This is a genomic window from Vibrio sp. Hep-1b-8, assembly GCF_006124995.1.
Classification (GTDB): domain Bacteria; phylum Pseudomonadota; class Gammaproteobacteria; order Enterobacterales; family Vibrionaceae; genus Vibrio.
This window is the reverse complement of the sequence record NZ_QEWN01000004.1, coordinates 20397-42619: the sequence shown is the minus strand read 5'-3', so window position 1 is coordinate 42619 and position 22223 is coordinate 20397. Positions and strand designations below refer to the sequence as shown.

At 45.0% G+C, this 22223-nt stretch carries 18 protein-coding genes; 9 read left to right on the top strand and 9 right to left on the bottom strand.

Features of this window, described 5'->3' with window-relative positions; translation table 11 throughout:
• Positions 1-103: 103 nt before the first annotated feature.
• Complete coding sequence (locus DA100_RS02055; RefSeq protein ID WP_138970640.1) at positions 104-571, bottom strand: CreA family protein; 468 nt, start codon at positions 569-571, stop codon at positions 104-106.
• Between the two features lie 398 nt (positions 572-969).
• Here DA100_RS02055 and DA100_RS02050 point away from each other — a divergent pair, with 398 nt between their 5' ends.
• From DA100_RS02050 to DA100_RS02030, 5 genes are all read left to right on the top strand, one after another.
• Complete coding sequence (locus tag DA100_RS02050) at positions 970-3909, top strand: DUF2235 domain-containing protein (RefSeq protein ID WP_138970639.1); 2940 nt, start codon at positions 970-972, stop codon at positions 3907-3909.
• Entirely contained in the window at positions 3899-4549 is a 651-nt protein-coding gene (locus DA100_RS02045) for a hypothetical protein (protein WP_138970638.1), read from the top strand. Before DA100_RS02050 ends, DA100_RS02045 begins: the two co-directional genes overlap by 11 nt.
• Positions 4550-4772: 223 nt before the next feature.
• Positions 4773-4955: a hypothetical protein gene (locus DA100_RS02040; RefSeq protein WP_138970637.1), complete on the top strand. Its 183-nt coding sequence runs from the start codon at positions 4773-4775 to the stop codon at positions 4953-4955.
• A 48-nt stretch (positions 4956-5003) separates the two neighbouring features.
• Positions 5004-5510 carry a flavodoxin gene (locus tag DA100_RS02035; protein ID WP_138970636.1) on the top strand — a complete coding sequence of 169 codons (507 nt, stop codon included), beginning with the start codon at positions 5004-5006 and terminating at the stop codon, positions 5508-5510.
• A 150-nt stretch (positions 5511-5660) separates the two neighbouring features.
• Positions 5661-6311 (top strand): HAD-IA family hydrolase, encoded by a 651-nt coding sequence (locus DA100_RS02030; RefSeq protein WP_171052115.1) that lies wholly within the window; start codon positions 5661-5663, stop codon positions 6309-6311.
• A 4-nt stretch (positions 6312-6315) separates the two neighbouring features.
• On the opposite strand, the gene DA100_RS02025 is transcribed toward DA100_RS02030, so the two are convergent.
• The 3 genes from DA100_RS02025 to torT form a co-directional block, all read right to left on the bottom strand.
• Positions 6316-6516 carry a hypothetical protein gene (locus tag DA100_RS02025; RefSeq protein ID WP_138970634.1) on the bottom strand — a complete coding sequence of 67 codons (201 nt, stop codon included), beginning with the start codon at positions 6514-6516 and terminating at the stop codon, positions 6316-6318.
• Positions 6517-6753: 237 nt separating this feature from the next.
• On the bottom strand, positions 6754-7209 hold the full coding sequence (locus DA100_RS02020) for a methylglyoxal synthase (RefSeq protein WP_138970633.1): 456 nt from the start codon (positions 7207-7209) through the stop codon (positions 6754-6756).
• Between the two features lie 9 nt (positions 7210-7218).
• Positions 7219-8181 (bottom strand): TMAO reductase system periplasmic protein TorT, encoded by a 963-nt coding sequence (gene torT / locus DA100_RS02015; protein WP_240800864.1) that lies wholly within the window; start codon positions 8179-8181, stop codon positions 7219-7221.
• Between the two features lie 128 nt (positions 8182-8309).
• Between torT and torS the strand changes: the two genes are divergently transcribed.
• Both torS and DA100_RS02005 read left to right on the top strand, forming a co-directional pair.
• Positions 8310-11207 carry a TMAO reductase system sensor histidine kinase/response regulator TorS gene (torS, locus tag DA100_RS02010; protein ID WP_138970631.1) on the top strand — a complete coding sequence of 966 codons (2898 nt, stop codon included), beginning with the start codon at positions 8310-8312 and terminating at the stop codon, positions 11205-11207.
• A gap of 9 nt (positions 11208-11216) precedes the next feature.
• On the top strand, positions 11217-11741 hold the full coding sequence (locus DA100_RS02005) for a GNAT family N-acetyltransferase (RefSeq protein ID WP_138970630.1): 525 nt from the start codon (positions 11217-11219) through the stop codon (positions 11739-11741).
• A 118-nt stretch (positions 11742-11859) separates the two neighbouring features.
• Here DA100_RS02005 and DA100_RS02000 read toward each other — a convergent pair whose 3' ends face one another.
• Entirely contained in the window at positions 11860-13008 is a 1149-nt protein-coding gene (locus DA100_RS02000) for an iron-containing alcohol dehydrogenase (protein ID WP_138970629.1), read from the bottom strand.
• Between the two features lie 140 nt (positions 13009-13148).
• Between DA100_RS02000 and DA100_RS01995 the strand changes: the two genes are divergently transcribed.
• Both DA100_RS01995 and DA100_RS01990 read left to right on the top strand, forming a co-directional pair.
• Positions 13149-14030: an AraC family transcriptional regulator gene (locus DA100_RS01995; RefSeq protein ID WP_138970628.1), complete on the top strand. Its 882-nt coding sequence runs from the start codon at positions 13149-13151 to the stop codon at positions 14028-14030.
• A 376-nt stretch (positions 14031-14406) separates the two neighbouring features.
• On the top strand, positions 14407-17556 hold the full coding sequence (locus tag DA100_RS01990) for a glycosyl hydrolase family 18 protein (RefSeq protein WP_138970627.1): 3150 nt from the start codon (positions 14407-14409) through the stop codon (positions 17554-17556).
• Between the two features lie 48 nt (positions 17557-17604).
• On the opposite strand, the gene glgC is transcribed toward DA100_RS01990, so the two are convergent.
• The 4 genes from glgC to pfkB form a co-directional block, all read right to left on the bottom strand.
• Complete coding sequence (glgC, locus tag DA100_RS01985) at positions 17605-18819, bottom strand: glucose-1-phosphate adenylyltransferase (RefSeq protein WP_138970626.1); 1215 nt, start codon at positions 18817-18819, stop codon at positions 17605-17607.
• A gap of 153 nt (positions 18820-18972) precedes the next feature.
• Positions 18973-19206, bottom strand: coding sequence for a hypothetical protein (locus DA100_RS01980; protein WP_138970625.1), 234 nt, complete (start codon positions 19204-19206; stop codon positions 18973-18975).
• A 288-nt stretch (positions 19207-19494) separates the two neighbouring features.
• The gene (gene fruA, locus DA100_RS01975) at positions 19495-21228 is read right to left on the bottom strand and encodes a PTS fructose transporter subunit IIBC (RefSeq protein WP_138970624.1); all 1734 of its coding nucleotides are present in this window, start codon (positions 21226-21228) and stop codon (positions 19495-19497) included.
• 19 nt (positions 21229-21247) lie between these two features.
• Positions 21248-22222: a 1-phosphofructokinase gene (pfkB, locus tag DA100_RS01970; RefSeq protein WP_138970623.1), complete on the bottom strand. Its 975-nt coding sequence runs from the start codon at positions 22220-22222 to the stop codon at positions 21248-21250.
• Position 22223 lies beyond the last annotated feature (1 nt).

Sequence of the window (22223 nt, the reverse complement as noted above, 5' to 3'; positions counted from 1 at the left end):
TGGAGTTGGAAATTTTCCCGGATAATATCACACATATGAAAGATTGCTTTCATATTTATTACATAAAAAAGTGCCAAACACTACTGTTTGGCACTTAATTGAACTATTCCGCTGGTTTGTACGCACCGTACGCTTTGGTTCCCCATAACGGCACCGTAGAGAGGCTGTGCTTGAAACTGCCTGACGTTTCTTTAGTAGAATAAGAGAGGTACATCAATGTCTGATTCTCTACATCTAGGATTCGGCGGATTTTCATGCTTTTGAAGAAGATACTTTTTGACTTTTTAAATACCACTTCACCATCTTTAGACTTGTCGATATTGGCAATCATCTCTGGGGTAATTTCGCCAGTCTGACGACAAGATATAGAGCTGTCACTTGGATCGGCTAGGCTAAAGTCGGCTTCAATTGAAGCGACATGACATGTTACGCCAGTCACAATTGGATCTTGCATGTGATTTAGCTTGATGTCTTTCATAGTGAACCATCCAAGACCTACATCGCCAACTTCGTTATCAGAACACCCGACCAAGGCGGTGGCCATCAATGCACTTAAAAGCATTTTCTTCATTCGTAAATCCTTGTTATTCGCGGTTTTCAATAGTGTAACACGTATCATTTGGTGCAAGTTCATTTTCCCACAATAGCGCCTTTTAAAACCGAATGCTCGGATAAATCCAATCAAAATTAGGCTCATAGTTTGCATTTAGCGCAAAATTGATACAGGTTACTTATCAAGCATCTGGTTTCAATATTGTGATGAGAGTTTCTATTCCTCACTCCCAACCCGATGCTAAACAGATTAACCGAACAGTGTATGTATCATTTTTTATAAAGCATTGATACAAAGGAGGTTTAATTGCGATACATGTGATATCTATTCAATTGATTTTATATCCGAACTATAGATATAAAAGCGCAAGCTAGGTAACCTTTGAGCCACTCATAAACGATTCAATAGGGCATGGCGTGGGGTATAAGACCGTTGAACTTATCCATTTGATGGCGCACGAATTTCAGCAAGTGGAAGGGGATTTTGACTCCTTGTCTGAAAGTGAACTCAAAGAGGTGACCCCATCTGGCATGGGATATGACCGATTTATTGAGCAATTACAGCAAGGCCATTTGCTGCTACTCAATGATTCTCCGCGAGTTCCGCTGTTGATAAAAGAGAGCGATGGCTTAGATCATTCAGATTGGGAATTAAATCCCCATGTTCGCGACAACCTCGACCCATTGGCACAAAAGGCACTATTAACTCGCACACAGATGAGCGGGAGTGGGAGTGCATCAAGCACCACTCAAAGTACAAGCCTACATCCGCCACTTCCCATGCCCCCATACGTCCCTGAGCCGGTTCGTACTCATAATCCGGATGCGCCGCCAAAGGAAAAATACGAGTACAACTTTGATATCGCGTGCTCCGATGATGCCTTTCAGCGCAATGTTGGTTGTTCGTTTGTTATAGCCCAAACGGCAGACGAAGTGTTACTAGGGCGCTGGCGTGAAACCAAAATCAAAGAAGGGACACGCTACACCCTATTCACAGCGTTTGATGAGCCTAAAAAATTGGTGGGAGAAGTGGCATCAAAGTCATTAGGTCTCTCGCCTAGTCAGCCTGTAAAAGTCAGACCGATAGGCAGTGGCGTAGCGCAAGAGGGCTTTATTCCCGTTTTTCCCGCCGTGCAGCTCGGCGAGCGGTTAGGCTTTCCCACTCACGGTTTCTACTATCACTTTCATAACGGCAAACTGATCCAAGAGTACCGTATTCTCGGTGATAAAAACTGGGGTTTTTATGCCACTCACTCAACGCATCACCGCCTTGATCCCGAAAGAGGTTACAACCAGAACCAAAACGCGATATTGGTGTTGTGGAAACTCGGTGGCAAAGTGGTCGAGGGCCAACATCTTGTTTACTTAGAGAGGCAAATTACCCGTGAGGAACTGGATAATTTGAGCGAGGAGTGGTTGAACGAGCATGGGGTGAAATTAGATGTGCCTCAGTTACTTGAGGCAACAAAACACCCCATCATTAAACGAGCTGAATCAGAGCAACCAGCCGAACCCCAACCTCAGCCCGTTAAGCATATTGTCCAAACTGATCTCGAAACGGGTATGCGAGAAACGTGGATGAAGATTGCCAAGCAGTATGGTCTAGCGCCAAAAGCTTTGTTGGAACTTAATCCACAGTACGATGCCGACCCGATGTCTCTATCGGTAGGGGATTCTCTGAATGTAGAAAAACAGCAACCGCTAAACATTGAAAAAGAGCCTGTTTACGAGATACCACCGGAGAGCCCCAAGCGATTTAATCAACCGTTGAATACATTTTATGGCTATACAGGTCACTATTTAGCTGATACGTCGATAGTCTCAATTAATAACGAAAGGTTGGTCGAAAAAGATATTGCTGTAGTTAACTTAAAAAAAATCGAAGAAAAAATATTACGGATTGGGGTGTTCTTTGATGGAACTGGGCAAAACCATCTAAATGATCTCTACAAAGAAACACGTGGCGTAAAATCGCGTACTAACGTAGCGCGGTTGTTTGAGATTTACCCGTTAACTAAAGACTCAAATGCCATCTATGTGTCTGGTGTTGGTACTGTTGATGACGCATGGAAAAATCCGACCTTGATAGACGAAGGTAAAGATGAAGTCGATTTAGCTCAGGCGTTTGGTGTCAGCCCAAATAATTTAGAGAAAACATATACGTTCATTGACACCGCTTACAACCTTATCGCTGACGATACTGGGGCATTTTACAAATGGCAAAACTGGACAAAGCAATTTTATGAAATTATCACTGATTTGATCCGTCAGCAAAAATACCAAGCTATAACTCATATTGAGTTTGATGTGTTTGGTTTTAGTCGCGGAGCGGCTTTAGCTCGTCACTTTGTTAATGCCGTTAAAGATGGATTGCCTGATTATAACAAGCCACGTGACGGTGAAGCATTCGGTGAAGTTTTCCCCAACTTATTAGCGCACCAAGATGACGTCAGTAGCCAAGCTAAACATGGTTACTATCCTGACGAGACACGTACCTGTAGTGTTCGTTTTGTTGGGCTGTTCGATACCGTAGGCTCGTTCTATCTAGCTGGAAACAACGATGAAGGCAATTTTGAGTTAGGACTTGATGCTAGTTGTGCGGAGCGTGTATTCCAGATAAGCGCCCATCACGAATACAGAAAGAACTTCCCTCTAACATCTCTACGACCTAGCGATGGCGTTCTACCTTCTAACTTTTATGAGGAGGTGTTTGCTGGCTGTCACACAGACATTGGTGGCGGCTATCCTTCAAAAGAGCAGTATGCAAAGCAAGGTTTACCTACAAGGTATGGTATGCCTCTGTCTGCAACTTATAATCGCGAGTTAATAAAAACAGAATCCATAAGGGAAGAGATAAAAACACAACAGACTGTTTATGGAGCAGCCGCATACAGTGAGCAGCTACACAAGCACGCTCAAGACGCTTGGAATTTGGAATGCAGCACTAAGGGTTTATATGGTGTTGTGACACTGGTGAATGGCATTTTTTATTATTACGAGCTACAGCCTATTAGCAATGCTCTATCGGCTCTGCCATTAGAAAGAATGAAACAACAAGCAGAGAATATGGGGATTCAATGGGCTAGAGAAGTCGAGCATCCATCTGATTTTATTCAACTAACGGGAAATGATTCTGTTTTAAAAACGTTGAATGAAAAGTTATTAACTCAACCGTTAGGTAGTATTACACCGACACATTGGCAAGATGAGATAAACCAGTATGGTAAGGAATGGATACATCGCCCTCATGATGCACTCATCAACCCAGGGTGTGAGACGGCAATGGACAGTCTTGTTAATGCGGTAACGAAAGAAGGAAACCAACTCAAGCGAGTGGTATTTGATAATGAAGTATAGATTTTTAATTGCTGTAAGCATGTGCTTTTTACTTAATGGTTGCTTTGAAAGTAAGCCTGTTTCAGTTGCGAGCATTGGCAATGCAGGGTCTTTAGGTGGCCCACATTTTATTCGTGATATGTGGGTCAGTGATATTTATGGTGGAGGAGCAAACTTTGCGTATGGAAGCGTTCAGGGCTGTTGTAAAAGTGCCAGCATTGGCATTGGTATTCCTAGCGCTATAAAAGGTGAATGGGAAAATAGCTTCGGTAGCAGTTACTGGAAAGAGGAATGGAAAAAACGTTGGGAATCTAAATGGGGAGACTATGACAAGGATTATGGTACTCGTTGGTATAGGATTGATGATGTGATAGACAGTGAGCTTGCCAAGCAAAAAATAGAAACAATGAACCATTACTATAAGAACCATCATGCAAACCCAGTCATGAAGCTTCTTGTAAATAATGATAGGGTCTTACTTTTGTATGCTTATAGCTGTACTCCAGAAATAAATGATGACTGCACGGTCAGGCAGGGAGCAGACCCTAATGGATGGGTTCAAGTAGCACCGTATAGCACGCATAAGAACTCAACCGTGGTTGTTCTGTATGAAGGACGTGGTGAAGTGTCAGACGAACCATTTACGGATAATACACCCTAATCATAGAAACAGCCGATTTTCCATATCATAACCTGCATCAATTGACAGGATGTGATGTGGCTTTAAAAACGTTGAATGAAAAGTTATTAACTCAACCGTTAGGTAGTATTGCACCGACACATTGGCAAGATGAGATTAACCAGTATGGCAAGGAATAGATACATCGCCCTCATGATGCACTAATCAACCCAGAGTGTGAGACTGCAATGGACAGCATGAGGCGGTGCAGCAAGGGCAACACTTTATTGCTGAGTTGGATAATGGTATCACCATTACCTGGACACCTGACGGCTCAACCGATGTACTCACACCTGATACCGTCCTCCCCGAGAATGACCATATCCGCTTTTTAGAGTGGTTTGCGAATAACTGGCTAAAAGACTTGTCGCCTCAAGGCGTTATCTAGTAAGCTTCTCGCTCCATTCTCACTATCTGTACAGGTTCACCCTAGACTATGACTTTGCCAAAAATTGCTGAAATCAAAAACCAATGGCTTTATCAGCAAGTAGATGTCGAGTTTCCTACCAAAGAGAGCATCGCGGGTATGGAACTGTCCAAAGACGCCGTATCTGTCCGTCAGTACCAAACGTTGTCAGAGATACCGGTGGCGGATAGCCAGATGGCACCAGAAGATATCTTTCTGGTCGACTTCCATCGTCTTACGGTGATGTTTGCATTATTGCAGGCTGGTCGCTGGAGTAATGAGTCCGATCAACAACTGATCGTTGAGTTTTTAACCCAAATCATCTATTCAGAACCTTGCTCACTCTATCTTGGTTTTAAAGAAGGTGAGGCGGTAGCTGCGGCGATAATTACCATAGACCAGCAAACGGTTCTAATTTCTGATGTTGTATTGAAAAGCAGTGGCACTGAAGTGACTGAAGAAGGATTTCTTGCTGCGCTTTACACTAAACTCGATCTGCCACTTGACGATAGCCACACCTTCATCATTGAGCAGTGATGACTTCATCATTGTGCCAACGATAAAATGGTGACATGGTCTAAAAATCTGACATAAACTTCTATTTATCAAGGGAAGTGTTAAGCACATCATTCCATTTAATACTCACTACCTTATTATTTCTCTTGGCGAATTAACAAGGTAATGAGCATGACAGAGTCCCAAGTTCAGTGTGTAATCTTCGATTGTGACGGCACGTTAGTTGATAGTGAGAGACTTTGCTGCCAAGCACTGTGTGACACGTTTGCTCTATTTGGTGCCACCCTCACTTATGAAGCAGCAGCCAGCCATTTCGAAGGCGGTAAGCTTGCTGATATTCTTGCGGCCACTAAGAAGCGATTAGATGTCAACGTTTCTATCGACCAACTCGAACCCGTTTACAGAGATATATTGGATCGACTGTTTGAACTACAGCTAAAGCCAATGGACGGGGTGTTTGATTTATTACAGTTTCTTGATGACAAAGGCATTGAGTACTGTGTCGCGTCAAATGGCCCTAAAGATAAAATCGAGCGTTGTCTTGACCTAACTGGTCTGTTGCCTTACTTCAGCGGTAAAATTTTCTCTGCATTTGATACTAACAGTTGGAAGCCAGAGCCCGATCTTATTCAATACTGTGTGATGAATATGGGGTTCACTCGCGAGCAATGCCTTTATATAGATGACACCCCTAAGGGTTTAGAGGCTGGTGTTAGGGCGGGAGTTCGCTCAATTCACCTTACTGGTCTAAATGATCGTGAACATGTGTTTGATTTGAAAAAGATCCGTCATCTCAACGAGCTTGAACAGATCTTGTGTTGATTTTTTAGTGGCTAGCTGATGAAGCGATTAAGCACTGCACATTAAGCACGGATATGGCACAGTTGGTTGGGGCTAGTTGAGTAACATCTTCGAAAAAAGAACCACACTCTGCACACAACATACTGTCAGATTCAGAGAGTAAGTATTCTTCACTACCACATAGTGGGCAGCACAAAACTTCGTTGAGCTTGTCATTGTTATCCATAAAGGAATCTCTCGGCAGCAAAAATTTAGACTGGATGCTTTTATTAGTTTATTTCTTATTCACTGACAGATTAGCGATATAAGAATGTGCTTACAATTGGATTTTGGTCTAAATTGAGGCCACAGATGAGATGTGTGCCCTAATTTGGTGAAGAAACGGATGCCAAAGCGACAATAGGTTCAATTGTCAATCTGATAAATTAAAAGCCCGTGACTACCACGGGCAATTAACAACCAACTAGGTGCGGTTCGCTAGGTAGGCTTGATAGTCGGGGATTTCTATGTCGACTTCTTGTTCGATCAAAGGTGATGCAAACAGTAACTTAGCCGTTGCACGGTTTGTCGCTACTGGGATATTCCATACACTCGCAATACGAAGTAGTGCTTTTACGTCAGGATCATGAGGCACTGCGTTGAGTGGATCCCAAAAGAAAATCAATACATCAATTTTACCTTCAGAGATTAGCGCACCAATTTGTTGGTCGCCGCCCATTGGGCCGCTAATCATGCTTTTGATCGCGAGCCCTGTCTCTTTGCTTAGCATTGTGCCAGTGGTGCCTGTTGCATAAAGAAAATGGCGTTGTAGCTTCTCTTTGTTTTCTTTTACCCAGCGTAATAGCTCTGGTTTGCAGTTGTCGTGAGCGACAAGCGCCACATGTTTATGTGCAGGCAGGGTACGAGTCGTTTTTTCCATTTAGACTTCCTAATTGTTTTCGTTATAGACGTAAAAAGTGGGTCGATATTCCGAGGGTGAAAGGGATTGGCCAATCACCTTCGGATTGAGTTTGTTTGGTGTCAGTGGTTCTATGATCGGTGCTTGGATCTTTTCGTAAGGTTCGCCTTTCAAATAGTGAACAGCCTGAAGGACAGACAGACGACCTTGTTCGACCATCTTATCTGTCGGGGCAAACTCAACGCGATTTCTCAAAAGACCACGGTAGACACCGTGACTGAGATAAGTTGAAACTAATCCAATTTGCCCAACTTGGTCTGTGCTGCGTAATTCACTGATCGCAGCCTCGATGGCTACTGCGCTTCCTACAATGTAATCCAACTCTGTATTGTCTATGGCATGCTGAACAAGGTTACGCTGTAACTCTTTGTCATTGTCAGCCCATAATGTTTCTACGATATGGATATCACTGCCTTTAAGCGCAGAATAGAGGCCTTTAATGACCGGTTTGGTCCCGCCACTCGATTTCGGGCCAGGTAGAAGCGCAACATTTATTTGACCGGAACCTTGTGGGTGTTTGTTTTTTAAATACTCACCGGTGTAGTAGCCCATCCAGTACCAATCAACACCCACTTCACCCTTCAGAGAGGAGCTGTTTTCTTTGTCTACAATCAGCTGATTTACCGTTGCAAACACAGGGATCGAACCAACGCTCTGACGAAGTGAACTATAAAACAGATCTGGGGCGACTGTGCCAAGAATGATCGCGTCGGCATTCCAACGCACACACAGAGACATATGTTCGCGTTGCTTTTCGAGGTTAAGATAGCCTCCCGCTTCCAATACTCTGAGATCGACGTGTTGTTTCTTTGCCTCATCAACCATCCCGTAATTGACCGATAACCAGTATGAATCTTTTAAATGCGGGTAAATGGCACAAATTCGTAGCGGTTGTTCCGCGTGGGCATTAAATGCCGCTGCGAGGAGTAGCATTGAAGTTAACAGTGTGGCTCGCTTTTGGATAGCTGAGATCAAAGACATGCAGTATTTCGTTGGTAAAGGCGGATTAAACACTGCAAAATATAGCGCATTATAGAAGACTTAAGAAGTGAAGATTCTCGATGTTACTAGCTAAAGCCAGTATTGGACGCAAACTGCTGTTGGCATTCCTTGCGATGGCGTTATTGGTTTTGATTTCTGCGTTAATCGGGGTATTTGGCTTTAGTTCTGTAGCAAAAACAGAGCGAAATGTGGTTAATTCGGCGATCCCGTCAATGATTGAAGCAAGACAGGTGTCCGAATTAAGCTCACGCATCATTTCTTCTGTACAGACGCTGTCCAATGCGAAGAGCGAAGAGCAGCGTCAACGTTCGGGAAAAGAGTTGTTTTCTCAGCTGGAATCTTTGCTAACACATATCAAACAGTTAGGTTCTGATTCGTTTGACTCTGGGTTACTGACGCGGTTGGAGTCGGATGTTCAGATCGTCATCGATACGCTTGCCAAGTTTGGAATTGTGGTCGAGAAAAGGTTATTCCTCAGTCAAGATATTGTGGTACGAACAGGTGAACTTCGGGGCCTTGCTCTAGAGCTGGAACAACTTACTCGTACTCAAGTCGCCAACACATCTACCATTGCTGTTGCCAATGTAACTCACATCTACGCACTCCTTGATAAACGCCAGATAGAGCAGGCGTATAACGCGCTTGATGCTCTGGTTGAAGTCGATCTTGATCTATCCGAGCGATTACACGAACTTCATTTACTGGCGTTTAAGTTACTTAACCATATAGAGGAGGTGCGTACGGTATCGGATATCAATCGTATTCAAACCATTAGAGATGAGTTCAGCAGTAATCTGAATATTATGAAACGACGCGTGCAGGGTGTAGAAGATCCTACGCGATCGCAACAGATGACGGAACTTCTCAAGAAACTTGAACGTCGTGAAGTGGTTTTTGATGTGCTGACTCAACGATATGAGAACGAACGTTCAGCGCAGCAATTGATGCAAGATACTTTGACTCAGTTTTCTACACTTAATGCCACCGTAAACAAGCTGGTCGACGAGTCTAATGCTTCAACGACTCGGGCGGTTGAAGAACTAAAAACGACCCTCGATTACGCTCAGCTAACACTGACGATTATTACGGTTCTAGGTATGGTCATCGTGGTGTTGATCGTATGGAAAGTGGTCTATATATCCGTGGTTAAACGTCTTGCAGAATATTCCTCGGCGTTGCTTTCAATCGCTAAAGGGCAGTTGCAAGTCGAACTTACCGTTAAAGGTAATGATGAATTGGCACATATGGGGCAAGCGATCATTACTGCACGTAACACGGCAAAGGCTTTAAAGGTGGTCGCAGAAAGTGAAGCCAAGGCGAAGCGAGAACTCGAACAGCATAAGGGCCATCTAGAGGAGCTAGTGACTGAGCGTACTCATCAATTACAACTCGCCAATGTCAGATTAAATGAGGAAGTAGAAAACCATGCACGCGCCCGTCAAGAGGCCGAGCAAGCCAGCCGTGCCAAATCGGCGTTTTTAGCGACGATGAGTCACGAGATTCGCACACCAATGAATGGCGTACTCGGGACTGCTAGGTTGTTAAAAGATACCGGGTTGGACAGTCAACAGGGCCACTATGTCGATGTGATCAATCGCAGTGGTAACGGCTTGCTTGCTATCCTCAATGACGTACTCGATTACTCAAAGATTGAGGCGGGGCATTTAGAAATTCGTCCAATCGACTTTAATCTGCACGCGATGGTGGATGACACCAAGCAATTACTAAATGGAAGAGCTCAAGAAAAGTCGCTGCAACTCGAATATTGTATCGAAAGTGATGTGGATAAATTCTGGTTTGGTGACATGACGCGAATCGGTCAAGTTCTTAACAATCTTGTCGGAAATGCTATCAAGTTCACTGACAAAGGCCATGTCGATATCTATGTTGCTCATGACCCTGACAATGATGGACATGTGTTGTTCGAAGTGTCGGACACGGGCGTAGGTATCAGCGAACAAGAGCAGCTTAACTTGTTTGATGCGTTTACTCAGGCATCAGGAGGATTGAGCAGTAAAGGTGGCACAGGTTTAGGGCTGGCGATTAGTAAGCGATTGGTTGAGGCGATGGGGGGAGAGATCCACCTTGAGTCTTCACTTGGCGAAGGGAGCCGTTTTTGGTTTTCTGTTCCCCTACAGTTAGGTCAGGAAGTACAACAACAAGATACCGTAACCAACTGTAACGTGACCGCACGCGTTTTGCTGATTGAAGACAATCCGGTTAACTGCATGGTCGCTGAAGGATTTTTGGCGAGTATGGGACATCAAGTCATGACGGCGGTTGACGGAAAGAGCGCGAGGAGTGACTTCGAACAGCATTCGTTCGATATCGTGCTGATGGATATCAACCTGCCTGATTGTGATGGAATTTCGTTATTAGGTGAGTTGAAACAAATAGAAACTGACTCGTCCAACCGAATGCCGACGCCAATGATCGCGGTATCGGCGCATGTATACAATGAAGAAGTTGAAAGTTACATCGCGGCGGGTTTTGATGGATATCTGCCGAAGCCGCTCGATAAGGACGCACTTAGCCAAATGATCCAAAATAGTTTAGAGGGCAAGTCGTTATTGTTAGAACAAAACGATTGTCATAAAGAAGACATGCCAGTGCGACCAGTTAATCAAGCCATTATCGACCCCAAAATAGTGATAGCGGATATGGCAGTGCTAGGGCAAGCCAAAATGGTGGAAATCTGTGGCTTGTTCAGCGATGGTGCTCAGGAGATTGTTACGCAGTTAGATAGCGCGGCTGGGCAAAATGATCAAAGAGAGATTAAACAACTTGCTCATAAACTCAAAGGATCGGCGGGCAGTTTAGGCTTAGGGGCACTGTTCGATTTGTGTCTCGAGATAGAAAAAGCACAGCAACCGTGTGAGATGTATCTGGAGCATCGAAGTGAGCTTTGGTCATTGGTCGAACAATCAAAGCACGCACTCGATGAGATATTAGCTTAGAGGAATTAAATGTATCCAATAGAATCAAAACAATTATTGATGGATCAAATCACGGAAAATGATTGGCAGCTCTTTGAACGATTGCACCAAGATGATGATGTGATTCGTTATGCGTTTGATAAACCGACGAAAGAGCAAATTCGTCAGCGTTTTGAATCTCGTCTTCCAAAGTGGAGTTGGCCTAACAGCCATTGGTTGTGTTTAGTGATTAAAGAGAAACAATCGGGTAATGCCATTGGGGTGACGGGGCTGTGTTTGTCTGAAGACAATCAACAGCATATTGAAGTGGGCTATTTGCTGTTGCCGGAATTTCATGGACGTGGATACGGGACAGAGTCATTGGTTGCGTTGATCGACCATGCTACTCACAACTACCCAATTCAAACGGTTAATGCGATTGTAACCGATGGCAACGTTGCGTCGTGTAAAGTGCTGGAGAAAGCGGGTTTCAGTCTCGCGGAAAGAGAGAAAGACGCCTACCAAATCGGTGGTCAGTATTACGATGACTTGATCTATCGTTATCAGGTTAAGTAACGACAGAGAGGGTTAAAAGCGCTAGTGCTGTGTAATAGGTGATTATCGCAGCAGATAACATTCTTGTTATAAAAAAAGCAGCGAGCGCTGCTTTTTTAGATTAAATATTTCGCTAGGGCTAAGCAATAGCGAGATCGAGTATCTTACGGCTCTCATCTAAATCTATCGCTTGATGTTCACCTATAGCAACCATGCCATGCATTTGGAGCTGATTTAATACTGCCTCAACAGCTTCTTGCTTACTGCCCTGGTAATCAGTGAATTGTGTCTCAACTCCAAGTGATTGATAAAATGACTCAATAGCGGTGATGGTCTGTTCTGCCAAGTCTTTGCTTGGAGCAAGGCCAAAAACATTGCTTCCCATCTGCTCTAACTTAGCGCGCTTAACCTCAATTTGGTTTCGCAGTAGTGAAGGTTGCACAATGGCCAATGAGCGTGCGTGATCACCCCCCCATAGAGCGGTAAATTCGTGGCCAATCATATGCGTAGCCCAATCTTGAGGTACACCTGAGCCAATTAAGCCATTCAACGCTTGGTTCGCGCTCCACATGAGGTTTGCACGCCATGCATCGTTATCACGTGACTCGTACGTTTCACCGAGTTGTTTAAGGTTTTTTAGTAGGGCTTCAGCGTAGCCATCCTGAACCATTGCTTGGTGTTGAACGGTAATATACTGTTCACAGACGTGAACCCACGCATCGACAATACCATTGATAAGTTGTTTTTCTGGCAGAGTCTTCATCACGTCAGGATCCATGACCGCAAATTTCGGTTGGACATGCGGCGTCATGAACGGAAGTTTATCGTGTGTCTCTGCTTTGGTAATCACAGCACCCATGTTCGATTCTGAACCTGTTGCTGGCAATGTTAAGACAGCGGCAAGAGGAACTGCCGAGGTAACCTTGTGCTTACCAGTAAAAATATCCCAGCCATCACCATCATAATGGGCAGCAGCTGCAACATACTTAGAGCCATCGATGACTGAACCACCACCAACGGCAAGAATAAAGTCAATCTGCTGCTCTTTAACAATGGCAACTGCTTTATCCATTGTTTCTTTGGTTGGGTTAGGCTCAACACCTGAAAACTCGGACCATTGATGACCTTCTAGCGCTTTCACGACTTGATCATATACGCCGTTGCTTTTAATAGAACCGCCACCATAAATAACTAAAACTTTTTGATCTGAAGGGATTGCCGAACTGATGCTTTGAATCTGACCTTGGCCAAAGTGAATCTGGGTTGGGTTTACGTAGCTAAATTGCATTGCGACTTGCCTCTTGTTTGCCATGTAATGACGTGTTTGTTTCGCTTTAGTGCATAATAGTCTTGACAAGAGGTCTATTAAAGACCAGATTCTCTAAAAAAGTTGCCTATTTGTATAAATGTCACGGTTGTGGAGAAATTATGACCTTAGCTGAACTAATGCAACAGTATGTTGAGTGTAAACAACTGCACCACCTTGAAGGGATCATTGAAACGGCTATAAAAGGTGTTCATTTTTATCGCAGTAGCCGAGGTAACGCTAGACAACCCTTTGTCTATCAATCTGGTGTGATTGTATTGGGTCAAGGTTCTAAGAACATTTATCTGGGCAACGAACCCGTACGTTATGGGCCGGAAGACTATTTAGTTGTTGGGGTGCCGATGCCGCTCGAATGTGAAGCATTTGTAGAAAATGGTGAACCTTTACTCGGGCTTAGCATCGATATTGATTCCCAACGCCTGCACCGTTTGGTCAATCAGCTTGAACCCCTGAATTGCTTTAAAGCTCGTAGCGACGTCAATGCCAGTACAGGCCTTAAATCGGTCGCAATGGATACAATGATGCTTGATGTGTGTAAAAGATTAGTACAAGCACTATGTAATCCGATAGAGACAGATATCCTTGCTGAAGGGTTGATGGAAGAGTTGGCGTTTCGAGTCTTGATGAGCCAGGAAGGCTATGTGTTGTTTGATTTGGCAAGACACGAGGGGCATTATGCTCGTGTTGCTAAGTCTTTAGACTATTTGCATAAGAACTATACAGAAACAGTCACCGTGCAAGAACTTGCTCAACAAGCAAACATGAGTATTTCCGCATTTCATCAGGCATTTCGGAGCGTAACGCTTGAGACACCAATCCAATATATAAAAAAGGTCAGACTGAACAAAGCAAGAGAACTGATCCAACTGGAAGGGCTGAAAGCAGCAGATGCTGCGCGATTGGTTGGATACAATAGTACTTCTCAGTTTTCACGCGAATTTAAGCGCCACTTTAATGAAACCCCGAAGGCAAATGCAGCATAAAAGGGGAAACTGACGCTGACATCTTTACAGTGTTTTTGCCAGCCAATTGGGCAATACTGTTTTCAGAAAAAGAACTATTCTCTTTCTTCCCTATAGGAGATCTAGTCAATCTTCTACAATAAACCTCTTCATGCTAAGCGTGGATAGGTTTATTTTTTTCTGATGAAATAAATCAAAAATTAGTTATCGATGCAAATTAAGTGTCACCTTGTTGCATGCACAACATTCCGTATTGCGAGTCAATTTGGATTATTACGATAATCTTCGTGCGAATTTTCCAATTTTATCTAGTGTTATTTTACTGGGGATTTTAAGTCCGTCAGCGTTAATCAAAAATAAATCTAATTGTGAAACAACAAGTTAAGGATTACGGGAAATGCATACATCTAAACCGAACACAATGAAACGCGTGTTCACGTTGAGCTCGTTAAGTGCGTCATGCTTAATGGCGTTTAACAGCTACGCAGCGATAGATTGTACGACGCTAGTTGGTTGGGACTCTACCGTTGCCTATTCAGGCGGCGATCAAGTTGAGTATCAGGGCAAAGGATATCAGGCTAATTATTGGACAAGGAACAATGACCCAGCGTTAAACTCATCGAGCCAGTGGGACTTCTGGAGTGAATTAGGCAGTTGTACTTCAGCAGGAGATAACCAAGCTCCGACGGTGGAATTAACTCAACCTCAAGCGAGTGATGTGATTGCTGAAGGTGACGTTGTCACTCTGTCAGCCAACGCAGCGGATGCAGATGGAACAATCAGCAAAGTGGAGTTTGTCGTCGATGGCGCAGTCGTGGCGGAGGTAAGCGTTGCTCCTTATACGTCGACTTGGGTTGCAACATCTGGAGCTCACCAAATTGCAGTAGCATCTTATGATGACGCTGGCGTTAAGAGTCAACTAAGCAGCGTGCAAATTAACGTCAGCTCGAACACGCCAGATAATATTGCACCAACGATAAATATCTCATTGTCGAATGAAGTTGTTGATCAGGGTGCACAAGTTTCCCTTACCGCCAATGCTGCTGATTCGGATGGAACGATCGATAAGGTTGACTTCTTTGTCTCTGGGGCTCTTGTCGGAACGGTGACTACTGAACCATATGTACTTAACTACACCGCGAACCGAGCGGGTAGTTTGCCAGTATATGCAAGGGCGACCGACAACCTAGGTGCCACAACCAATTCAACAACGACTTCGCTGGTGGTTAACGGTGAACCAACGGCTGCGAACTGTCGACCTGACGGCCTGTATCAAACGGAAGGCATCAATGTCCCTTATTGTACCAAGTACGACGAGGATGGACGCGAATTAATGGGCGCAGATCATCCACGTCGAGTTATTGGCTACTTTACCAGCTGGCGCGCGGGAGATGATCCTCAATCCGCTTACTTGGTGAAAGATATTCCGTGGGAACAGCTTACTCATATTAACTATGCGTTTGTAGGGATTGGCTCGGATGGCAAAGTCAATCTGGGTGATGTCAATGATCCGAATAATGCCGCGACTGGAAAAGAGTGGGAAGGCGTCGATATTGACCCAACTCTTGGCTTCAAAGGCCACTTTGGTGCACTCGCTACATATAAGGAACGCTATGGCGTTAAAACCTTGATCTCGATTGGTGGCTGGGCAGAAACTGGCGGTCACTTTGGTGCTGATGGGAATCGCGTCGCTGACGGAGGTTTCTACTCGATGACCACGAATGCCGACGGCTCAATTAACCACGCTGGGATAGAAAAATTTGTCGACTCTGCGGTGGCCATGATGCGTACTTACCGTTTTGATGGTTTAGATATTGACTATGAATATCCAACTTCAATGGCTGGCGCAGGAAACCCATATGATAAAGATTTTATGGAACCACGCCGTCCGTACTTATGGGCATCGTACCAAGAACTGATGAAGGTACTTCGTCAAAAACTCGATGCAGCTTCTGCACAGGATGGTACGCACTACATGCTCACCATTGCCGCGCCATCCTCTGGGTACCTGTTACGCGGCATGGAAACATTTGATGTGACCAAGTACCTCGACTACGTCAACATTATGTCTTACGACTTGCACGGCGCATGGAACGATCATGTTGGTCACAACGCCGCACTGTATGACACTGGTGAAGATTCAGAGTTGGCGCAATGGAACGTTTACAACACTGCTCAGTACGGTGGTATAGGTTATCTTAACACCGATTGGGCATACCACTATTTCCGCGGTTCAATGCCAGCTGGCCGAATCAATATCGGCGTACCTTACTATACACGCGGTTGGCAGGGAGTAACTGGTGGGACGAATGGTCTATGGGGTCGAGCTGCGCTGCCAAATCAGGCCGAATGTCCTGAAGGTACGGGTGAAGGTGAAAGCAACAATTGCGGTAACGGTGCTATTGGTATCGATAATATGTGGCACGATACTGACCCGAAAGGGAATGAGATGGGGGCAGGCTCAGGTCCAATGTGGCACGCCAAAAACCTAGAAAATGGTATTTTAGGCAGCTACGCATCGGCGTACAAACTAGACCCAAATAATCCCCAGCACCAACTGGTTGGTACTTATACACGCAACTATGATTCGGTTGCCGTTGCTCCTTGGCTATGGAATGCAGAGAAGAGTGTCTTCCTCTCAACCGAAGATGAGCAGTCAGTTTCCGTCAAAGCGGACTACGTCATTGACAAAGAGATTGGTGGAATCATGTTCTGGGAATTAGCAGGGGACTATAACTGTTATAACCTAGATGCGAATGGTCAACGTACCAGCGTAGATCTGACAGAACAAGCGTGTGCTAACGGTAGTGGTGAGTACCATATGGGTAACACGATGACTAAGGCAATCTACGACAAATTTGCAACGGCGACACCTTATGGCAATAAAGTTGCGACGGGTGCAATGCCAGCAGAAGCTGTCGATATAGCGGTAACGGTGGGCGGCTTTAAAGTCGGGGATCAAAACTACCCAATTAACCCTAAATTGACCTTTACCAACAATACCGGTCAGGTCATTCCTGGTGGGACGGAGTTCCAGTTTGATATTCCTGTCTCAGCGCCAGATAACGCCAAAGATCAATCGGGCGGTGGACTCGCGGTTATCTCTTCTGGACATACCAGAGCGAACAACATTGGCGGGCTTGATGGCACAATGCATCGCGTGTCGTTCTCTTTGCCAAGCTGGAAAAACATGGCCAATGGTGAGGTTTATGAGTTAGACATGGTCTATTACTTACCCATTTCTGGCCCGGCTAACTACACAGTGAAGATCAACGGAGTCGAATATGCATTGAAGGCGGAATACCCTGATCTACCACTTGCAGATCTTTCACAGGGCGGAGACGGTAATGGTGGAACTGGTGGCGACAACGGCGGTACTAACCCAACTGGTCCAGCAGTGCAGTGGGAACCCGGTGTGACCCAAGCTATAAATGGCACTACATACCTCTATAACGATAAGTGTTTTATCGCTAAAAACAGCCCAGGAACTTGGGAATCACCAACCCAATCTAACTGGTTCTGGGATGAGGTGAATTGCCCACTATAAACAAAAAAAGGCCTTGGATTATTCCAAGGCCTTATACGATCAATCTAACTAAAATTTGTAACTTTCAGGAACGACCACAATACCTTTGTCTGATATTTGGAAACGCTTGGCGTCTTCTTTTGGGTTAACACCAATCTCTGTATTGTCGGGGATCACGACGTGCTTATCGATGATGCAGTTGACCAACCTACAACCCTTGCCGACCTTAACACTATCAAAAAGAATGCTATCGACAATGGTTGCGCTATCATCAATGCGAACATTGGATGAGATGATCGAATGTTGCACTGAACCACCAGAATTGACCACACCATTGGCGATGATCGAATTGATGAAAATGCCTTCATTGCCAGTAGCGGATGAGACCGTTCGAGCCGGGGGCAACTGAGGTTCGTAGGTACGAATCCCCCAGCTTGGCTGATACAGGTTCATTGGAGGTATAGGCTCAAGCAAATCCATATTGGCCTGATAAAACGAATCGATGGTGCCAACGTCACGCCAGTAACAGTCTTTTGCAACACGTCCACGATCAGAGCAGAAATTATAGCTATAGACTTTACGCTCATCGATCAGTTTGGGGATGATGTCCTTACCAAAATCATGGGACGAGTTTTCACTGGCTGCATCTTGTTCTAGAACTCTTTGCAAAGTTTCCATCTCAAAAATGTAGATACCCATCGAGACAAGACTTTTATCAGGATCGCCTGGCATAGGGTCAGGGTTTGCAGGCTTTTCACTGAATGTGTCAATCAGCCCATCGGGATTTGCTGAGAGGACACCAAAAGCAGACGCATCTTTTCTTGGCACTCCCATACAAGCGATGGTGAGCGCGGCATTATTCTCAATATGATCTTTAAGCATTTCAGCGTAATCCATGCGATAGATATGATCGCCAGATAGCACAATCACATGCTTTGCATCGCTGCGCTCTAATAACCACAGATTGTGATAAATCGCGTCAGCCGTGCCTTCGTACCACTTGCCACCGCCACGCATTTGCGGGGGAACAACGGTGACAAACTCACCCAGTTCAGGATTAAAAATCGACCAGCCATCACGTAGGTGTTTATGCAGCGAATGCGATTTGTATTGAGTCAGCACCAAAATTTTACGCAAACCTGAATGGAGACAGTTAGTCAGCGTGAAATCGATGATGCGGTACTTGCCACCAAAAGGAACAGCTGGTTTAGCGCGGTGATCCGTGAGTGGGCTAAGTCGAGAACCCATTCCCCCTGCGAGTATAACGGTGAGAGTGTCTTGCATTCTAATCTCCATATTAGTGCAGTAAAGGTGATATAGAGAGTAGTACAAGAATTAAGCCAAGAAGAAGATGCCCGTTAGATCAGTAAGTTAGAAATGGATTACAAAATCAATGTCACGAATTGGTGCATCATAGGTCAAATAGATGCACCAAAATCAAGCAATCGTGCTAGCTTCACAAGCAGGGAGTATGGATACACGGTTACGTCCAGAAGACTTAGACTCATAGAGTGCGATGTCTGTTCGTTTGTATGATTGCTCAGAGCTGTGAGATATTTCAGTCAAGCCAGCGCTCACTGTTACCTTGAGTTCACTTTCAAGATGGATCGCAGTTCGGAGTCGGCTTACAACCACTTCAGCTTCTCTTAGTGAGGTATGGGGCATATTCAAGCTTATTCCGGTTCAACTGTTTAACAAACTGTTCAGTTTTGCTATTTAACTGGTTGAATTGTGAGTAGAAATAGAGGAAAGGCACTAACGACATAAGCTAAGTTAATGAAAAAAACCGCACACTATACAACAAATTCGCACTGCGTACAGGTCAAAATATGCATGCAATTAGTATGTAATTGCATATGACTATGTTATTGAATTGTAGATTGTTAACTGAATCCATAACAAAAAAAGCACCTCGTGTGAGGTGCTTATGCCTAGTAAGGGGGGAGGCAATGAATCGAGTTAAGCCGTTGCCGATGTCGCTTGCTTTGATTCTGAACTGTTTTTGAGGAAAGCGTAACCTAGACCTGTAACCACAGTACCTGCTGCGATCGCCACAAGGTACATCACAACCGGAGTAATCGCGTTAGGAATTAGCAATACGAATAGACCGCCATGTGGTGCCATTAATTTTGCGCCAAACAGCATAGATAGGGCACCTGTTAATGCGCCGCCTGCCATACATGCTGGGATAACACGCATAGGGTCCTTCGCCGCGAACGGGATCGCACCTTCAGAAATAAAGCATAGACCGAGTACGAATGAGGCTTTACCAGCTTCACGTTCACTTTGGTCAAACTTATTCTTAGCAACGAAAGTCGCAAGTCCCATGCCTAGAGCCGGAACCATGCCCGCGGCCATAATCGCAGCCATAGGCGCATAAGTTTGTGAGGCAAGTAGACCAACACCAAACGCGTACGCCGCTTTATTCACTGGACCACCTAAGTCAAAACACATCATTGCGCCAAGTAGAACACCAAGCAGAACGGCACTGTCTGAGCCCATGTTGTTGAGGAAATCAGTCAGACTGTTCATGATTCCTGCAACTGGGCCGCCGACGATGTAAATCATTACCAAGCCAGTAAATAGCGTCGCAACGAATGGGATGATCAAAATCGGTTTAAGTGCTTCCATCGACTGAGGAAGTGATACTTTATCGGCTAGGAACTTAGCGGCATAGCCTGCAATAAAACCTGCTGCGATACCACCTAAGAAGCCAGCACCAGTAGAGCTTGCCAACATACCACCGACAAGGCCTGGGGCTAGTCCAGGACGGTCAGCAATAGAGAAGGCGATATAACCCGCTAAAACAGGGATCATCAGTGCAAATGCTGAGCCACCACCAATTGTCATTAGGGCTGCGGCAAGAGTGCCTTTCTCTTTAAATGCTTCTATACCAAATACGAACGATAGGGCGATGATTAAACCGCCAGCAACCACGACAGGCAACATATGCGATACGCCCGTCATCAAATGCTTGTAGGCACCTTTTTTATCATCAGCAGCAGAGTTCGCATTACCTGAATGGTGGTAGATCGATGCTTGCTCAAATGCATTATCCATTTCTTGCGATGTTTTCTTCAGTGCAGGCCCAGTTTTGGTGCGGTACATCATTTTACCGTTAAAGCGATCAAGGGGGACCTCAATATCCGCAGCGATAATAACCAAATCGGCTTCAGCAATTTCTTGGTCGGTTAATTGGTTTTTTGCGCCCACTGAACCACGAGTTTCAACTTTAATTTGGTGACCACGGCGTTTGCCTTCTTCTTCCAGTGCTTCTGCGGCCATGAAAGTGTGCGCGACACCCGTTGGACAAGCGGTAATAGCGACGATTTTTTTACCAGCCGCAACATGGTCTGAACTCGCGCCCACTGTTGCAGGCTGTGAAAGGATTTGCGCATTGTTGACTGCAGTTTGCAAAAATGCGGTTGCATCATTAACCACAGAGCTTATTTCGGCTTGGTAAACTTTTTTACCTACAAAGCGCGAAGTATCAACAGGCGTATTTGACGCGATGATAATTGCATCGGCTTGCGCGATATCATCACTGCTAAGTAAGGTTGGCTCAATCACGCTTGACTGGCATTCAATCTTTGCATTCCAGCCCAATTTCGCTGCTGCTTGTTCTAATAGTCCTGCCGCGAGGATGCTGTTTGCAACACCGCTCGGACAAGCTGTAATAATAGCAATATTCATACTGATAACCTTCTGTTCCTTAGTGTTTGTCTAAGTGCGTATTAGGGTAAAGTTCGCTGACTTCAGTTTGCAGCTTGATGTTTTCCAGTTGTTCCTCACTGGTTAGTCCTACGCCCACTTGGCTAACTGCCAGAGCTGACAGTGCAGTTGCGAAGCGAAGTAATTCTTGTTTTTGCATTGATTGCATATGGCCCCAACACAAGCCAGCCACAAGCGTATCGCCTGCACCGACTGTGCTAATCACGTTCATTCTCGGAGGTTGAGCTCGAAGCCACTGGCCCTGATTGAGCCACATCACACCATCGGCTCCCATTGAGACGACGATGTTTTCGATGCCCTTATCGCTGAGAGTCTCAGCGGCCGTTTGGCATTGTTCTGGTGTAGTGAGGTGCTGGCCGATGAAATCACCTAGCTCCTCTTCGTTTGGTTTGATTAGCCAAGGACGCGCATCTATACCTGCGCGAAGCGCAGATTTACTGCTATCAAATAGAACTTTCTTGCCTTTTTGGCGGAGTTGTTCGATCCAAGTGGCGCATTGCTCTGCACTTACACCACCCGGCAAACTACCCGCTAACACAAAGTAATCATGGGTCTCAGCGAGTGAGAAAAGGGTTTGCTCAAAACGCATCACATCGGCAGGAGTTACTTGCACGCCAGGAAAATTGATGTCACTGACTTGACCATTGGATTCAACAAGTTTTACGTTGATACGTGTCGCGCCTTCGACTTCAATGAACTGATTATCCACACCGATTTGATCAAAAAGTTGTTGAAAGAGTTCAGGATTGTCTTTGCCGAGGAAACCGGTAACAGTGACATTAGCTCCGAGATCGCTAAGTACTTTTGCAACATTGACGCCTTTACCAGCCGCATGAAGGTTGCTTTTTTCAACAAGACTTACCGAACCGGTATTTAATCTGTCTAGTGTGCCAGTCAGATCTAGGGCAGGGTTTAGTGTGATAGTTACCACTCGGTTAGTTTTCACTTGACTCATA

Bases quoted from the DNA above. Each gene is read 5' to 3' on its own strand.
- DA100_RS02055 (WP_138970640.1), bottom strand. From the start codon at position 571: ATGAAGAAAATGCTTTTAAGTGCATTGATGGCCACCGCCTTGGTCGGG.
- DA100_RS02045 (WP_138970638.1), top strand. From the start codon at position 3,899: ATGAAGTATAGATTTTTAATTGCTGTAAGCATGTGCTTTTTACTTAAT.
- DA100_RS02035 (WP_138970636.1), top strand. From the start codon at position 5,004: ATGACTTTGCCAAAAATTGCTGAAATCAAAAACCAATGGCTTTATCAG.
- DA100_RS02030 (WP_171052115.1), top strand. From the start codon at position 5,661: ATGACAGAGTCCCAAGTTCAGTGTGTAATCTTCGATTGTGACGGCACG.
- DA100_RS02025 (WP_138970634.1), bottom strand. From the start codon at position 6,516: ATGGATAACAATGACAAGCTCAACGAAGTTTTGTGCTGCCCACTATGT.
- DA100_RS02020 (WP_138970633.1), bottom strand. From the start codon at position 7,209: ATGGAAAAAACGACTCGTACCCTGCCTGCACATAAACATGTGGCGCTT.
- torT (WP_240800864.1), bottom strand. From the start codon at position 8,181: ATGCTACTCCTCGCAGCGGCATTTAATGCCCACGCGGAACAACCGCTA.
- torS (WP_138970631.1), top strand. From the start codon at position 8,310: ATGTTACTAGCTAAAGCCAGTATTGGACGCAAACTGCTGTTGGCATTC.
- DA100_RS02005 (WP_138970630.1), top strand. From the start codon at position 11,217: ATGTATCCAATAGAATCAAAACAATTATTGATGGATCAAATCACGGAA.
- DA100_RS02000 (WP_138970629.1), bottom strand. From the start codon at position 13,008: ATGCAATTTAGCTACGTAAACCCAACCCAGATTCACTTTGGCCAAGGT.
- DA100_RS01995 (WP_138970628.1), top strand. From the start codon at position 13,149: ATGACCTTAGCTGAACTAATGCAACAGTATGTTGAGTGTAAACAACTG.
- DA100_RS01990 (WP_138970627.1), top strand. From the start codon at position 14,407: ATGCATACATCTAAACCGAACACAATGAAACGCGTGTTCACGTTGAGC.
- glgC (WP_138970626.1), bottom strand. From the start codon at position 18,819: ATGCAAGACACTCTCACCGTTATACTCGCAGGGGGAATGGGTTCTCGA.
- fruA (WP_138970624.1), bottom strand. From the start codon at position 21,228: ATGAATATTGCTATTATTACAGCTTGTCCGAGCGGTGTTGCAAACAGC.
- pfkB (WP_138970623.1), bottom strand. From the start codon at position 22,222: ATGAGTCAAGTGAAAACTAACCGAGTGGTAACTATCACACTAAACCCT.